Annotated in this window: 14 protein-coding genes and 1 tRNA gene; 8 read left to right on the top strand and 7 right to left on the bottom strand. The window is 62.9% G+C overall.

The window, feature by feature from the left end:
* Positions 1-226 precede the first annotated feature (226 nt).
* The 4 genes from PC358_RS24975 to PC358_RS24960 all read right to left on the bottom strand — a co-directional run bounded on the left by PC358_RS24975 (position 227) and on the right by PC358_RS24960 (position 3975).
* Positions 227-302: transfer RNA gene (locus PC358_RS24975), tRNA-Phe, on the bottom strand.
* Positions 303-392: 90 nt separating this feature from the next.
* Positions 393-665, bottom strand: coding sequence for an oxidative damage protection protein (locus tag PC358_RS24970; protein WP_033703186.1), 273 nt, complete (start codon positions 663-665; stop codon positions 393-395).
* Positions 662-1729, bottom strand: a complete 1068-nt coding sequence (gene mutY, locus PC358_RS24965) for an A/G-specific adenine glycosylase (RefSeq protein WP_033703185.1) — start codon at positions 1727-1729, stop codon at positions 662-664. Before mutY ends, PC358_RS24970 begins: the two co-directional genes overlap by 4 nt.
* Entirely contained in the window at positions 1726-3975 is a 2250-nt protein-coding gene (locus PC358_RS24960; protein WP_033703184.1) for an AsmA family protein, read from the bottom strand. The genes mutY and PC358_RS24960 overlap by 4 nt, the downstream gene beginning before the upstream one ends.
* A gap of 330 nt (positions 3976-4305) precedes the next feature.
* Between PC358_RS24960 and PC358_RS24955 the strand changes: the two genes are divergently transcribed.
* The 6 genes from PC358_RS24955 to hisF all read left to right on the top strand — a co-directional run bounded on the left by PC358_RS24955 (position 4306) and on the right by hisF (position 9272).
* Positions 4306-5967 (top strand): OFA family MFS transporter, encoded by a 1662-nt coding sequence (locus tag PC358_RS24955; RefSeq protein ID WP_033703183.1) that lies wholly within the window; start codon positions 4306-4308, stop codon positions 5965-5967.
* A gap of 170 nt (positions 5968-6137) precedes the next feature.
* A complete protein-coding gene (gene hisB, locus PC358_RS24950) occupies positions 6138-6731 on the top strand; it encodes an imidazoleglycerol-phosphate dehydratase HisB (protein ID WP_033703340.1) in 594 nt (197 codons plus the stop codon).
* A complete protein-coding gene (gene hisH / locus PC358_RS24945; RefSeq protein ID WP_033703182.1) occupies positions 6732-7370 on the top strand; it encodes an imidazole glycerol phosphate synthase subunit HisH in 639 nt (212 codons plus the stop codon). It begins immediately after the preceding gene.
* Positions 7371-7631, top strand: coding sequence for a DUF2164 domain-containing protein (locus PC358_RS24940; protein ID WP_033703181.1), 261 nt, complete (start codon positions 7371-7373; stop codon positions 7629-7631).
* Positions 7632-7658: 27 nt separating this feature from the next.
* Entirely contained in the window at positions 7659-8390 is a 732-nt protein-coding gene (gene hisA, locus PC358_RS24935) for a 1-(5-phosphoribosyl)-5-[(5-phosphoribosylamino)methylideneamino]imidazole-4-carboxamide isomerase (protein ID WP_033703180.1), read from the top strand.
* A 111-nt stretch (positions 8391-8501) separates the two neighbouring features.
* Positions 8502-9272: an imidazole glycerol phosphate synthase subunit HisF gene (gene hisF / locus PC358_RS24930; protein ID WP_033703179.1), complete on the top strand. Its 771-nt coding sequence runs from the start codon at positions 8502-8504 to the stop codon at positions 9270-9272.
* Between the two features lie 127 nt (positions 9273-9399).
* On the opposite strand, the gene choV is transcribed toward hisF, so the two are convergent.
* The 3 genes from choV to PC358_RS24915 form a co-directional block, all read right to left on the bottom strand.
* Entirely contained in the window at positions 9400-10578 is a 1179-nt protein-coding gene (gene choV / locus PC358_RS24925) for a choline ABC transporter ATP-binding protein (RefSeq protein ID WP_033703178.1), read from the bottom strand.
* Positions 10575-11423, bottom strand: a complete 849-nt coding sequence (choW, locus tag PC358_RS24920) for a choline ABC transporter permease subunit (protein WP_177326490.1) — start codon at positions 11421-11423, stop codon at positions 10575-10577. Before choW ends, choV begins: the two co-directional genes overlap by 4 nt.
* 81 nt (positions 11424-11504) lie before the next feature.
* Positions 11505-12452, bottom strand: coding sequence for a choline ABC transporter substrate-binding protein (locus tag PC358_RS24915; protein ID WP_033703176.1), 948 nt, complete (start codon positions 12450-12452; stop codon positions 11505-11507).
* A 453-nt stretch (positions 12453-12905) separates the two neighbouring features.
* Between PC358_RS24915 and PC358_RS24910 the strand changes: the two genes are divergently transcribed.
* Both PC358_RS24910 and gbdR read left to right on the top strand, forming a co-directional pair.
* Positions 12906-14282, top strand: a complete 1377-nt coding sequence (locus tag PC358_RS24910) for an L-serine ammonia-lyase (protein ID WP_033703175.1) — start codon at positions 12906-12908, stop codon at positions 14280-14282.
* Between the two features lie 393 nt (positions 14283-14675).
* Complete coding sequence (gene gbdR / locus PC358_RS24905; protein WP_033703174.1) at positions 14676-15782, top strand: choline metabolism transcriptional regulator GbdR; 1107 nt, start codon at positions 14676-14678, stop codon at positions 15780-15782.
* Positions 15783-15803: the final 21 nt, after the last annotated feature.

The raw sequence follows: 15803 nt of genomic DNA, 5'->3' as shown, positions 1-15803 counted from the left end.
TGTTGGTCAACGTGGCGGTGGTGGCGGGTTGTGATATGCACGTTCCCCTAGAATTTTCTGCGCCTGTGAGATCGAGCGCTACAGATGCCATGACAAACCCGGCATCCCAAACTTTCGAGGCTCGCGAGCCGATCCTGACACAAAAATCGCAGACAACAAAAAACCCGCACTTGGCGGGTTTCTTGTTGTCGCTTCGGGTAACTTTGCAACCACCAGAAGCTGAAGGTGGTGCCCAGAGACGGAGTCGAACCGCCGACACGAGGATTTTCAATCCTCTGCTCTACCGACTGAGCTATCTGGGCGACGAGGTGAATTAAATAGATTTCCAGACCGTCCGTCAACGACTTTTTGAAAAAATTTTAAATTAATTCCGTCGCTTACGTTTTCTGGGGTCATTCGGCCGGCGGAACGTAGCCTTCCGCCTGGGCATAATCTTCGCCGGCGAAAAACTTGTCCATTTCGGCCTGGAGGAACTTGCGGTCCTCGCCATTCATCATGTTCAGGCGCTTTTCGTTGATCAGCATGGTCTGGTGCTTCTGCCAGTCGGCCCAGGCCTTCTGCGAGATGTGATCGAAGATGTCCTGGCCCTTGGCGCCGGGGTAGGGCGGGCGCTCCAGGCCTGGGAGTTCTTCTTTGTACTTGCGGCACATCACGGTGCGGGTCATCGGGCGTCTCCTGCAATCAGTTCGTCGGCCGCGCGTTTGAGCAATTTCTTGACCGGGGCGGCGAGGCCCAGGCGCGGCGGGGTGGCGAGGTTATACCAGAGCCAGTCGGGCTCGGCCACGTGCTGGCCGACCGGGTCGACCCGTACCAGCCAAGGTTCGATCGCCAGCTGGAAATGGCTGAAGGTGTGGGTCAGGCCATCCAGGGCCTGGCTGCCAGCCAGGCGCAGGCCGTGCTGGTAGGCGAGGTCGTCGAGCTGCTCGATGTTCTCAAGCTCCGGCAGGCTCCACAAACCGCCCCACAGGCCGCTGGAAGGGCGACGGTATAGCAGGATCGCGCCTTCGTGGTTGGCCAGCAGTGGCATCAGCGTCCGGCGTTGCGGCAGCGCCTTGCGTGGCTTGGGCTCTGGGTAGCGGGTTTCTTCGCCGTGCAGGTGCGCTTCGCAGCCACGCTGCAGCGGGCAGATCAGGCAGCTGGGCTTGCTGCGGGTACACAGCGTGGCGCCCATGTCCATCATCGCCTGGGTGTAGTGGTTGGCGCGTGTCAGCGGGGTGAAGCGCTCGGCGCTGGCCCACAGCTGGTTGGCCACCTTGGGCTCGCCAGGGTAGCCGGCCTGGGCGGTGTAGCGGGCCAACACGCGCTTGACGTTGCCGTCCAGGATCGGCGCGCGGATGCCCATGCTGATGCTGGCGATGGCACCGGCGGTGGAGCGGCCGATGCCCGGCAGTTCGGTCAGTTGCTCGACGCTGCGCGGAAACTCGCCGCCATGCTGCTCGACGACGATCTTCGCGGCCTTTTGCAGGTTGCGGGCGCGGGTGTAATAGCCCAGGCCCGTCCACAGGTGCAGCACCTCGTCCTCCGGCGCCTCGGCCAGCGCCTGCACGGTGGGCAGGGCCTGCATGAAGCGGTCGAAGTAGTTGAGCACGGTGCTGACCTGGGTCTGCTGCAGCATGATTTCCGACACCCACACCCGGTATGGGGTGATGCCCTGTTGCCAGGGCAGGTCGTGTCGGCCGTGCTCGTCATACCAGTCCAGCACGGCGCTGGAGAACTGCTCGGGGCTCATCGCTTGAACAGCCCCTTGAGCGCGTCTTTTACTTCCGGGCTCACTTTGTCTCCGAGTTTCTCTTCGAGTTTTTCATCGATCTTGTCTTTCAGGCGGTTGCCGGCCAGTTTCGCGGCGACCTTGCCCAGGCCATCCTGGTCCAGGCGGCAGGCCTTGGCGCCAAGCTCCAGTGGGCCGCGGCAGCGCAGCGGCACTTCAACACCGACATAGCGCTGGTTGACCTGGCAGGCCGGGTCCGGCATGGCACGCTGGTCGCCCTCGACGATCACGCCAACGTTGTAGTCCATGCCCAGTACGCGCAGGTCGACGTCGCCGTGGCCGTTGACGGTCAGGCCCGGGATGCGTGCCTTGAGGTCTGGGTTGCTGGCTACGCCATTGCGCACCACCAGGCTGCCGCGCAGTTCCTGGAAGGGCGTGTCCTTGCCGCGCGGCTCGCCGCTGAGCGCTTTGCGGTTGAGCGTGGCGATGGCCTGGCACAGTTGCTGTTCCAGGTTGGCATTGACCAGCACGCCGTCGTTGATGGTGAAGTTGGCGTTGCCATTGAGGGTATCGACCAGTGCCTTCTGGCTGTTGCCGGTGGCGGTCAGGTCGCTGGTCAGGGTCAGCAGGCCCTTGACCGGTGGCGTCTGCTCCTTGCCCTCGGTCTTGATGAAGTGCTCCACCGGTACCCGGTCGATCTTGGTACTGACGCCAAGCTGCGGCACGGCGGGGCGTACATCGACAGTGCCCTTGGCCTCGAAGGTGCCGTTGTACAGCTCGCCGCGCAGGGTCTGCAGGGTCACCAGGCCGCCTTGGCCGGTGGCCTTGAGCTGGGCGTCCTGAATGGGCAGTTTGTCCAGGGTCAGCGCGCCGAATGCCAGGTCGGCCTGCAGGTCGAGGGCGCGCAGGCGGTCCACCGGCAGCAGCTTGTCGTCACTCCAGGCGACCTGGGTCGGGGCGTTGGGCAGCGGTGAGCTGCCGGCACCGGCCACGGCGCTGGCTTCCTGTTGCTTGACCTCGGCCTGGCGGGCGGCGGTAGCGCCCTTGGCTTCTTCGCTCTTGGCCGGCAGGTAGCGGTCGGCGTCGAAGGTATCGGCCTTGAGTTGCAGGCGCAGGGCTTGCTTGGCGAAGTCTTCGACGGCTACGCGGCCGGTGAAGGTGCTGTCGTCCAGCTTCACCGCCAGGTCGGCCAGGGCCAGGCTGTTTGGTGTGCCCTGCAGGCGGGTGACCAGTTCCAGCTTGGTGAAGGCAGCCGGGTCGTTGGTGGCGGGCAGCGGGTGGCCGACGCCGTCGAGGAAGCTGCGCAGGTCGAACTGGGCGATGGACAGGCCGCCGCTCAGTTGCGGTGCCTTGTCCAGCTCGCGCAGGTTCAGCTCGCCCAGCGCACGCAGCTGGTTGGCCGAGATTTTCAGGCCGTTCCACGAGGCCACATTGGCCGCCAGGTCGACCAGCAGTTGGCCCTGGGCGGCGAAGGTCACGGTCTTGCCGGCCAGCGGTTCGCCCGAGGTTTCGCCCGACAAGCGCATGTCTTCGAAGTTGTAGCGCTTGAGCTTGCGATCGAAACGCAGCTCGCCGGCAAGCTCGGTGCGTGCCTTGATGTTCGGCTGGCTGGCACTCAGGAATGCACTGGCCTTGAGCGCAATGTTCGCCCCTTCGTGGACCGGGCCGGTGCTCAGCTGGATGCTTTCGGCGCTGTAGCTTTGCCCACTCTTGGCATCGGTGTACTGCACGCGGGCGTTGTTCACGGTCAGGCTGTCGATGTCGAGTTTGACCGCACGCTCGCTGCCGCTTTCGGCTTGTGCCGGTGCCTGCTCGGTCGACGGCTGGGCCGGTGTGGTGGCCGGCGCGTCGTTCTGAGCCGGCAATGGCTTGCCGATGTCTTCCCAGTTGCCGTGGCCGTGTTCGTCACGGGCCAGGGTCAGGTTCAGGCCTTCGACGCGCACATCGCTCATCTGCACCTCGCGGCGCAGCAGCGGCAGCACACGCACCGACAAACCGAGCATCTGCAGGTCGGCAAACGGCTCCTTGGGCTTGTTCAAGGTTGCGATGCTTGCTTCGTGCAGCTCCAGGCCCAGCCACGGGAACAGGCTCCAGCCGATATCACCGTTGAGGGTCAGCTCGACATGAGCCTTGTCGCGCGCCAGCTGGCGAATCTCGTCTTTATAGTCGTTGGGATCGAAGAGGTGGGTCAGGGCGAAGCCCAGCGCCACGATGATCAGCAGCAACCCGAGAAGCCCCAGTCCCAGGATTTTGCCGAACGCTTTCATGGGCGAGTCCTTGTAGTCCAGTTTGAAATTCAGCGGCAGAGTATAGCGCCGCAGTGCTTATATCTGCGTATCCGACAAGAGATACAGGGCATTTACCTACGAATGGCTCAGATTGTGCGGCTTTCGTCAGCCTGCCTCTTCGCGGAGGCAGCCCGCTCCCACAGGATTGGGCGAGCCCGCTCGTACCGTTTCAGCGACTGAAAAATCCACGATATCAGATTGCTTTCATGCCACCTGATACTGGTAACCTTGCGCCGTTTTTTGTGTGCCCGCGACCCATTGTCGCGGTTCGCTTGCCCAGTCCAGGCCCAATAACAAAGGATCAAACCCATGAGCAGTACCGTCACGGCGGGCACCTTGGCCGGCGCGCCGAGCTTCCTGTCTAAGGAGCGCATCATCGCCCGCCCGGGCTTCAACCGCTGGCTGGTGCCACCGGCGGCCCTGGCTATCCACTTGTGTATCGGCATGGCCTACGGCTTTTCGGTGTTCTGGTTGCCGCTGTCGCAAGCCATCGGCATCACCGCCCCGCTCGCCTGCTCGGCCGACATGGGCTTCATCGCCCGCCTGTTCAGTGCCGAGTGTGACTGGCCGATTTCGATGCTGAGCTGGATCTACACGCTGTTCTTCGTGTTCCTCGGTTGCTCGGCGGCGGTGCTGGGTGGCTGGCTGGAACACGCCGGGCCGCGCAAGGCCGGGCTGGTATCGGCTGTGTGCTGGTGCGGCGGTATGCTGATTTCGGCGATTGGCGTGAAGACCCATCAGCTGTGGCTGATGTGGCTGGGCTCAGGCGTGATTGGCGGTATCGGCCTGGGCCTGGGTTACATCTCGCCGGTCTCGACCCTGATCAAGTGGTTCCCGGACAAACGCGGCATGGCCACCGGTATGGCGATCATGGGCTTCGGCGGCGGCGCGATGGTAGGTGCACCGCTGGCGACCGCGCTGATGGGCCACTTCGGCAGCGCGCAGGATGTTGGCGTATGGCAGAGCTTCGTGGTCATGGCGGCGATCTACTTCGTGTTCATGTCGGCGGGCGCGCTGGGTTACCGCGTGCCACCGACCGGCTGGAAGCCCGAGGGCTGGACGGCGCCGGCGAAAAAGGCCGGCAATGGCATGGTCACCGACCGCCATGTGCACGTCAGCGTTGCCTGGAAAACCCCGCAGTTCGCACTGGTGTGGTTGGTGCTGTGCCTGAACGTCTCGGCGGGCATCGGTATTCTCGGCATGGCGTCGCCGCTGTTGCAGGAAGTGTTCGCCGGCAAGTTGCTGGGCAACGAGCTGCGTTTCAGCGAGTTGAATGCCGCGCAGCTGGCGCAGATTGCAGCGATCGCCGCAGGTTTCACCGGCTTGCTGAGCCTGTTCAACATCGGCGGGCGCTTCTTCTGGGCATCGTTCTCTGACTACATCGGGCGCAAAAACACCTACTTCGCCTTCTTCGCCCTGGGCGTTGGCCTCTACAGCCTGGTGCCGAACATGGGCCACCTGGGCAACGTGGCGCTGTTCGTGGCGGCGTTCTGCATCATCCTGTCGATGTACGGCGGTGGCTTTGCCACGGTGCCGGCGTACCTGGCCGACCTGTTCGGCACACAGATGGTCGGTGCGATTCATGGGCGCCTGCTGACCGCCTGGGCGGCGGCGGGTGTGCTTGGGCCGGTGCTGATCACCTACCTGCGTGAGTCTCAGCTGGCGGCGGGCGTGGAACGGGCGGCGGCTTACGACATGACCCTTTACATCCTCTCTGGGCTGCTGGTGCTGGGGTTCATCTGCAACATGCTGATTCGGCCGGTGGCAGACAAGTACTTCATGAGCGACGCGCAACTGGCTGCCGAACGTGCGTTGAGCCATGACAAGGGCGCCGAGGGTGCGCGGTCGCTGGAGTGGCATGCGGCGCCCGGGAGCTTGCCGTGGGTACTGCTGGCTTGGGCGGCGGTGGTAGTGCCGTTGGCGTGGGGCGTGTGGATTACCCTGCAGAAGACGGCTGTGCTGTTCCATTGAGGGTGGGCCTGGGGCTGCAAAGCAGCCCCAGGATCCCTGCTTGTATAGACCTGTAACAGCATCCGGCCCCCGCAATTGCTTGCCCTGCCATATGTCATCCGCGTTTCAAGCTGGCGCGTTCTGGGCCTATAATGGAACCCTTTTCGCCCAATGATTTTGCGGAGCTGGTGATGGTCGAACGTAAGGCTTCCGTCGAGCGCAATACCCTGGAAACCCAGGTAAAGGCCTCGATCAACCTAGATGGCAGCGGCAAGGCCCGATTTGATATCGGTGTGCCTTTCCTTGAACACATGCTCGACCAGATCGCCCGGCATGGGCTGATCGATCTGGACATCGAGTGCAAGGGTGACCTGCACATCGACGATCACCATACCGTCGAAGACGTCGGTATCACCCTGGGCCAGGCATTCGCCCAGGCCATCGGTGACAAGAAAGGCATCCGCCGCTACGGCCACGCCTATGTCCCGCTGGATGAAGCGCTGTCGCGCGTGGTCATCGATTTTTCCGGCCGCCCAGGCCTGCAGATGCATGTGCCGTACACCCGCGCCAGCGTCGGCGGCTTCGATGTCGACCTGTTCCAGGAGTTCTTCCAGGGCTTCGTCAACCACGCCTTGGTGAGCCTGCACATCGACAACCTGCGTGGCCACAACACTCACCACCAGATCGAGACCGTGTTCAAGGCCTTCGGTCGCGCCCTGCGCATGGCCGTGGAGCTGGACGAGCGCATGGCCGGGCAGATGCCTTCCACCAAGGGATGCCTGTAAATGCAAACGGTAGCCGTAATCGACTATGGCATGGGCAACCTGCACTCGGTGGCCAAGGCACTCGAGCACGTCGGTGCTGGCAAAGTCCTGGTTACCAGCGACGCTGCGGTGATCCGCGAGGCCGACCGTGTGGTGTTCCCTGGCGTGGGTGCGATACGCGACTGCATGGCCGAAATCCGCCGCCTGGGCTTTGACAGCCTGGTGCGCGAGGTCAGCCAGGACCGCCCGTTCCTGGGCATCTGTGTCGGCATGCAAGCGCTGCTCGAACACAGCGAAGAAAACAACGGCGTCGACTGCATCGGCCTGTTCCCCGGCCAGGTGCGTTTCTTCGGCAAGGGCCTGCAAGAAGATGGCGAGCACCTGAAGGTGCCGCACATGGGCTGGAACGAAGTCAGCCAGACCATCCATCACCCGTTGTGGCACGACATCCCTGACCGCGCGCGCTTCTACTTCGTGCACAGCTACTACATCGATGCTGGCAAGCCGGCCCAGGTGGTCGGTCGCGGCCACTATGGCGTCGACTTCGCCGCCGCGCTGGCCGACGGTTCGCGCTTTGCCGTGCAGTTCCACCCGGAGAAGAGCCATACCCATGGCCTGCAGTTGCTGCAGAACTTCGTCGCCTGGGACGGGCGCTGGTAAATGAGCAGAGCGAAGACCAAGGCCCCGGTCATCACCCTGGCCGCCGAGCAGGAGCGCGAGGCGCTCGACACCCTCAAGCGCTTTCTCGAAGACCGTTTCGAGTTGCAGCTGGGCTCGTTCGAAGTGGCCGAGGTCCTCGACCTGTTCAGCAAAGAGATTGCACCCCATTACTACAACAGGGCGATTGCCGATGTTCAGCTGCACCTCAAGGAGCGGTTCGAGAGCATCGAGAGCGACCTGTGGGCACTCGAGAAGCCCTGAAACCCAACAAATAGACAGGTTCCCAAGATGCTGATTATCCCCGCTATCGATCTGAAGGACGGTGCTTGCGTGCGCCTGCGCCAGGGCCGCATGGAAGACTCCACGGTATTTTCCGACGACCCGGTGAGCATGGCCGCCAAGTGGGTCGAGGGTGGCTGCCGCCGCCTGCACCTGGTCGACCTCAACGGCGCCTTCGAAGGCCAGCCGGTCAACGGCGAAGTGGTGACCGCCATCGCCAAGCGTTACCCGACCCTGCCGATCCAGATCGGCGGCGGCATCCGCTCGCTGGAAACCATCGAGCACTACGTCAAGGCGGGTGTCAGCTACGTCATCATCGGCACCAAGGCGGTCAAGCAGCCAGCGTTCGTTGCCGAGGCCTGCAAGGCGTTCCCGGGCAAGGTCATCGTTGGCCTGGACGCCAAGGACGGCTTCGTTGCCACCGACGGCTGGGCTGAAGTCAGCACTGTTCAGGTCATCGACCTGGCCAAGCGCTTCGAGGCCGATGGTGTGTCGGCGATCGTCTATACCGACATCGCCAAGGACGGCATGATGCAGGGCTGCAACGTGCCCTTCACCAAAGCCCTGGCCGAAGCCACGCGCATTCCGGTGATCGCGTCCGGCGGCATCCACAACCTGGGCGATATCAAGGCCCTGCTGGACGCCAAGGCCCCAGGCATCATCGGCGCCATCACCGGCCGTGCCATCTACGAAGGCACCCTCGATGTCGCCGAGGCCCAGGCCTTCTGCGACAACTATTAAGAGCAGCGGCAAGCTGTAAGCTGTAAGCCGCAAGAGAAAGGCCAGACCGCGATAGGCTGTTCTCTTGCAGCTTGAAGCTCGAAGCTTGAAGCTGCCGTTCCAGGAGAAGTCATGGCTTTAGCTAAACGCATCATCCCTTGCCTGGACGTGGACAACGGCCGTGTGGTCAAGGGCGTCAAGTTCGAGAACATCCGTGATGCCGGCGACCCGGTGGAAATCGCCCGTCGCTACAACGAGCAGGGTGCCGACGAAATCACCTTCCTCGACATCACCGCCAGCGTCGATGGCCGCGATACCACGCTGCATACCGTCGAGCGCATGGCCAGCCAGGTGTTCATCCCGCTGACCGTGGGCGGTGGCGTGCGCACTGTGCAGGACATCCGTAACCTGCTCAACGCCGGTGCCGACAAGGTCTCGATCAACACCGCCGCAGTGTTCAACCCGGAGTTCGTGGGCGAGGCGGCAGACCGTTTCGGTTCGCAGTGCATCGTGGTCGCCATCGATGCCAAGAAGGTGTCCGCACCCGGTGAAGCACCGCGCTGGGAAATCTTCACCCACGGCGGGCGCAAGCCGACCGGGTTGGATGCCGTGGAGTGGGCGAAGAAGATGGAAGGCCTGGGTGCCGGCGAGATCCTGCTGACCAGCATGGACCAGGACGGCATGAAGAACGGCTTTGACCTGGGGGTTACCCGGGCCATCAGCGATGCGCTGGGGATTCCGGTGATTGCTTCGGGTGGGGTGGGTAACCTGCAGCACCTGGCTGACGGGATTGTGGAAGGGCATGCCAGTGCGGTGCTGGCGGCCAGTATCTTCCACTTTGGCGAGTACACGGTGCCGGAGGCCAAGGCCTACATGGCTTCGCGCGGGATCGTCGTTCGCTGATCCATTGATTGGGGCTGCTTTGCAGCCCATTCGCGGGGCAAGCCCGCTCCCACAGGTTCATGAGCAGCGCAGTCCCTGTAGGCGCGGCCTTGCGTCGCGAAAGGGCCGCACAGCGGCCCCAACAGCATCACCCGTGGTTCTTGCCCAACAACGCGTGATAAAGCTCGGTATCCCCAAGAATCCCCACCACCTTGTCGTTATCCTGCAGCACCAGCTTGTTGCCCGTCTGATAACGAATCTGCAGCGCCTCACGCATGCCGATATCGGCGTGCACCACCGTAGGCCTGCGCTCCAGCAGTTCTACATTCTGCCCTGGCGCCCAATTCTGCATATCCAGGCCGTTCTGGCCTTGGCGTGCACGTTTGAGCAAGCCGCCTTCGCCAATGTCCAGCCATGAGTCGATACCCGGGTCCAGGCACACCGACCCATTGACCCGTTTGCAGTTGTCCAGGCTGCGCATCAGGCTGCGCCCGCACAGCACGTTGAGCGGGTTGGTGTGGGCAACGAAGGTGCGCACATAGTCGTCCGCGGGGTTGAGCACGATCTCCTCGGGCTTGCTGTACTGGATGATCCGGCCGTCCTTCATGATCGCGATACGGCTGCCCAGTTTCAGCGCTTCGTCCAGGTCGTGGCTGACGAACACGATGGTCTTGTTCAGCTTGCGTTGCAGCTCCAGCAGTTCGTCCTGCAGGCCCTGGCGGATCAGCGGGTCGAGCGCCGAGAACGGTTCGTCCATCAGCAGGATGTCGGCATCCATCGCCAGCGCCCGGGCCAGGCCCACACGCTGCTGCATGCCACCCGACAGCTCATCGGGCTTCTTGTTGCGCCATTGGGTCAGGCCCACCAGTTCGAGCTTCTCGTCAACCAGCTTGCGCCGCTCCTTCTCTGGGCGGCCCTGCATCTCCAGGCCAAAGCTGATGTTCTCGCGCACGGTCAGCCAGGGCATCAGGGCGAACTTCTGGAACACCATGGCGATGCGCTTGGTGCGCATCATCTTCAGCTCTGCCGGGGTGCAGTGGGCAATGTCGATGTGCTTGCCTTCATGCTCGACGAACAGCTTGCCGCGGCTGACGGTGTTCAGGCCGTTGATGCAGCGCAGCAGGCTCGACTTGCCCGAACCGGACAAGCCCATGAGCACGCAGATCTCGCCTTTCTCGATGTCCAGGTTGGCTTTTTCGACACCCACCACCAGGCCGGTCTGCTTGAGGATCTGCTCACGGGTCTTGCCCTGGTCGAGCAGCGAAAGTGCCTCGCGCGGTTTATTGGAGAAGATGACGTCGACGTCTTCGAAACGAATGATGCTCATGCTTCACCCCTTACCGTGACTTCCGGTTGCTTGCAGATACGGTCGAGCATGATCGCCAGCAGCACGATCGCCAGGCCCGCTTCGAAGCCCAGGGAGATATCGGCGGTGTTCAGTGCGTTGACCACAGGTTTGCCCAGGCCATCGGCGCCCACCAGGGCCGCGATCACCACCATCGACAGCGACAGCATGATGCACTGGGTCACACCGGCGGCGATGCTCGGCATCGCGTGCGGCAGTTCGATGCGGGTCAGCAGCTGGCGACGCGAGCAGCCAAAGGCCTTGCCGGCGTCGAGCAGCTCTTGTGGCACATCGCAGATGCCCAGGTAGGTGAGGCGAATCGGCGCGGCAATGGCGAACACCACCGTCGAGATCAGCCCCGGGACCACGCCCAGGCCGAACAGGGTCAGGGTCGGGATCAGGTAAACGAAGGTTGGCACCGTCTGCATCAGGTCGAGCACCGGGCGCATGGCGGTATAGAACATCGGTTTATGCGCGGCGAGGATGCCCAGCGGCACACCGAAGGCCACGCAGACCACCGTGGCGAATGTCACCTGCGCCAGGGTTTCCATGGTCTCCTGCCAGTAGCCCAGGTTGAGGATCAGCAGGAACGACAGGGCGACGAATGCGGTCAGCGCCCACTTGCGCTGGATGAGGTGCGCCAGGGCGGCGAACAGGGCGATGAGGACGAATGGGTTGAACCAGGTCAGGGCGCTGGTGACGCCATGAATCATGAACTCCAGGCCTTGCGCGATGGCGTCGAAATAATCGGCGCCATTCTGGGTCAGCCATTCGACGAACGACGCGATGTACTGGCCCAGGGGTATTTTCTGATCGATAAGCATGATAGCGAGCTTCCACCTGCAAAGATTGAAATCAGTCCGGGGCGGGCACGGTCCCGCCCCGAGGTAGCGCTATTGCGTGGTTCGTTATTGCGCGAGCTTGGCCTTGGCCGCCTCAAGGCCGGGTTTGCCATCAACGGTGGTCACGCCGGCCAGCCAGGTATCCAGCTTGCCGGGGTTGTCTTTGAGCCACTTCTTGGCGGCTGCTTCGGGTTTCATCTTGTCGTCCAGGACATAGCCCATCATGGTGCTTTCATCCTTGAGCTCGAACGACAGGTTCTTGAGCAGTTGGCCAACGTTGCTGCATTCCTGCACGTAGCCCTTGCGGGTGTTGGTCAATACGGTTGCCTTGCCGAAATCGGGGCCAAAGTAGTCGTCCCCGCCGGTCAGGTACTGCATCTTGAAGCGGGTGTTCATCGGGTGCGGTTCCCAGCCCAGGAACACCAACGACTCGCCACGTTTCTGCGCCCGGTCAACCTGCGACAGCATGCCTGCTTCGCTGGATTGCACGATCTTGAAACCGGCGTCCTTCAGGCCGAAGGCGTTCTTGTCGATCATGCTCTGGATGGTGCGGTTGCCGTCGTTGCCCGGTTCGATGCCGTAGATCTTGCCGTCCAGTTCCTGCTTGAACTTGGGGATGTCGGCAAAATCCTTCAGGCCCTTGTCGTACAGCGCCTGGGGTACGGCCAGGGTGTACTTGGCGTTTTCCAGGTTGGCGCGCACGGTCTCGACGGTGCCGGCGTCGCGGTACTGCTTGATGTCGTTCTCCATGGTCGGCATCCAGTTGCCGAGAAACACGTCCAGGTCCTTGCCGGTGGCCAGCGACTTGTAGGTCACCGGTACCGAGATCATGGTGGTGTGGGTCTTGTAACCCAGGGCTTCGAGCACAACGCTTGTGGTGGCTGTCGTCACGGTGATGTCGGTCCAGCCGACATCGGAAAAACGTACCGTCTGGCACTGCTCAGGCTCGGCGGCCTGGGCCAGTATCGGTGCGGACAACAACGCAACCAGCAACAGCGAGGGTGAACCTTTCATGGATGGACTCCTGAGATTTTGTCTTCGGGTTCGCATGGGTCGCCGGGCTTTCTGAAGGTCCGGTCGACCAGGCCTGCAGAGGGCAGGTTGCGTGGCCGTGCTTTACGAGTCGCTTTCGATAATCCTCCAGCGCCGGGCAATCGCCTACTGGTGGGGTCGTATCCAGTACGCAACGGGTCGTATCCAGTACGGGCGATGTCGCATATGGATTTTTCCACCCCCTCGGCCGCGTTTTTGCGTCACCCGGCCACTGGAAAGCGGCGTAATGGTGGCAGCACCTCAGGTAAAAACAGCGCGGCGCAGCTGGACAAAAGTACGTCGGTTGCAGACGGCGAGGGGGTAGGCAAAAGCCCGATGATGCGTGCATTCATGGCGGCTCGCAGCTTCAGCCTAGCAGTTGCCCCGCCCTGCGCATGGCGCGCAGAGACAAGCCCAGCAAGAGGTGATTCGACAATGGCCATCAGCGTGTTCGACCTGTTCAAGATCGGTGTCGGGCCTTCCAGCTCCCACACCGTCGGCCCCATGCGTGCTGGCGCTCTGTTTGTCCAGGGGCTGCGTGAGCGCGGCGAACTGGAACAGGTCAAGCGCATCGAGGTGCGGCTCTACGGTTCACTCTCGGCCACCGGCATCGGCCACGGCACCGACAACGCCACCATCATGGGCCTGATGGGCGACTGGCCTGACGCCATCGACCCGACCCAGATCGTCCCACGCATTGCCGACCTGCGCGAAACCAACATCCTGCTGCTGGACGGCCGGCTGCCCATCGAGTTCGTCTGGGCCCGCGACATGCTGCTGCTGGACGAGAACCTGCCGTACCACCCCAATGCCATGACCCTGGTCGCCGAGGGCGCGCAGGGCGAGCTGCACCGTGACACCTACTACTCGGTAGGTGGCGGTTTCGTGGTGGATGCCGCCCAGGCCGCCAGTGGCGTGCTGGATGCCGACCAGACGGTGTTGCCTTACGATTTCAACAGCGCCGACGAGCTGCTGCGGCTGTGCAAGCAAAACGACCTCAGCGTGTCGCAATTGATGATGGCCAACGAGAAGGTCTGGCGCACCGAGGCAGAGATCCACGCCGGCCTGCGCACGCTCTGGCAAGCCATGCAGGACTGCGTCAGCAACGGCTTGAAGTACGAAGGCACGCTGCCCGGTGGCCTCAACGTACGCCGCCGCGCCGCCAAGCTGCACCGCAGTTTGCAGGAGGTCGGCAAACCGAATGTAATCGGCTCGACGCTGAGCGCCATGGAGTGGGTCAACCTGTTCGCCCTGGCGGTCAACGAAGAGAACGCCGCCGGCGGGCGCATGGTCACCGCGCCTACCAACGGGGCGGCCGGCATCATCCCGGCAGTGTTGCACTACTACATGCGCTTCAGTGATGCGGTGGATGAGTCGAGTGTGACCGACTTCTTCCTCGGGGCCGCAGCGGTGGGCATCCTGTGCAAGAAGAACGCTTCGATTTCCGGTGCCGAAGTCGGCTGCCAGGGCGAGGTCGGTTCGGCGTGCGCCATGGCTGCTGCAGGCCTTGCCCAAGTGTTGGGGGCCACGCCGGCACAACTGGAAAACGCCGCCGAAATCGCCCTGGAACACAACCTTGGGCTGACCTGCGACCCGGTCGGTGGCCTGGTGCAGGTGCCGTGCATCGAGCGCAACGCGATTGCTGCGGTGAAGGCAATCAACGCGGTGCAGATGGCCCTGCGCGGCGACGGCGAACACTTCATTTCGCTCGACCAGGTGATCCGCACCATGCGCGATACGGGCGCCGACATGCACGACAAGTACAAAGAGACTTCGCGTGGCGGCCTGGCCGTCAGCGCGATCGAATGCTGATGCGCTAATCTCGCTCTGATGGCAGCACGACGCCCCGTTATGGGGCGTTTGTGTATGACCGGCCGTCAGATGTCGCGATGAGTGTGGGCATTGTCGGTGACACTTAAGAGTGTCGTTTCTGGGCAACCCCCGGGGCATCTGTCACCAAAGTGCTCAGCAGTTACACGTAGCACGCCTAGTACGCCGGTTCTGGAAGTTTGACCGGCGTGATCGAAGGGCCTGATTTGCCTGATGAAGGCGTCGTTTTCAGGTTTTTTCGGATAGCCGTTCAAGTTCCGGCACGGCGTTTGCGTTGTGTTTGGTTACAAGCCCCTGCAACACGAAACAGGGGCCATAACAAGAAATCAGTGCCCGCCTGAGGCACACCCTGCATTTGTGTGAGGAGAAATCGCGATGACGTCGTACACCTCCGGGACCCCAACCCAGAACCGCACAGCCCCCCAGTCCATCGGGTTTCTTCTACTGGACAACTTCACCCTCATTTCCCTGGCATCGGCCGTCGAGCCGCTGCGCATGGCCAACCAGCTTTCTGGCCGCGAGCTTTACCGCTGGCACACCCTGACCGTCGATGGCGGCCAGGTCTGGGCCAGCGATGGCCTGCAGATCACCCCCGATGCGGCCATGCACAGCGCACCGCCAATCGACACGGTGATCGTCTGCGGTGGCGTCGGCATCCAGCGCACCGTCACCCGTGAACACGTCACCTGGCTACAGGCGCAGGCCCGTCAGTCGCGTCGCCTGGGCGCCGTGTGCACCGGCAGTTGGGCACTGGCCTGCGCCGGGCTGCTCGACGGTTTCGATTGCAGCGTGCACTGGGAATGCCTGGCGGCCATGCAGGAGGCCTACCCGCGGGTGAACATGAGCACCCGTTTGTTCACCCTCGACCGTAACCGCTTCACCAGCTCTGGCGGCACCGCGCCGCTGGACATGATGCTGCACCTGATCAGCCGCGATCACGGCCGTGAGCTGTCGGCGGCGATTTCCGAGATGTTCGTCTACGAGCGCATTCGCAACGAGCAGGATCACCAGCGTGTGCCGCTCAAGCACATGCTCGGCACCAACCAGCCGAAGCTGCAGGAAATCGTCGCGCTGATGGAGGCCAACCTCGAGGAGCCGATCGACCTCGACGAATTGGCGGTGTATGTGGCGGTGTCGCGGCGCCAGCTCGAGCGGCTGTTCCAGAAGTACCTGCACTGCTCGCCGTCGCGCTACTACCTGAAGCTGCGCCTGATCCGCGCACGGCAGTTGCTCAAGCAGACGCCGATGTCGATCATCGAAGTGGCTTCGGTGTGCGGCTTTGTCTCCACGCCGCACTTCTCCAAGTGCTACCGCGAGTACTTTGGCATCCCGCCGCGTGATGAGCGCGTGGGCTCCAACACGGCCCAGCAGGTAGCGATGATGCCGATCCCGCAGGCCTTGACCTTGGCACCGCATAGCGGCCCGTTGGCGGCTTTGAGCCAGGCGCGCAACGAGTCGACGTTTGCCAGTGTAAGGCTCTGATACGGCACCGGCCCCTTCGCG

The sequence above is a fragment of the Pseudomonas capeferrum genome (genome assembly GCF_000731675.1).
In the GTDB taxonomy this organism is placed as follows: Bacteria; Pseudomonadota; Gammaproteobacteria; order Pseudomonadales; family Pseudomonadaceae; genus Aquipseudomonas; species Aquipseudomonas capeferrum.
This window is presented reverse-complemented; position numbering and strand designations above follow the sequence as displayed.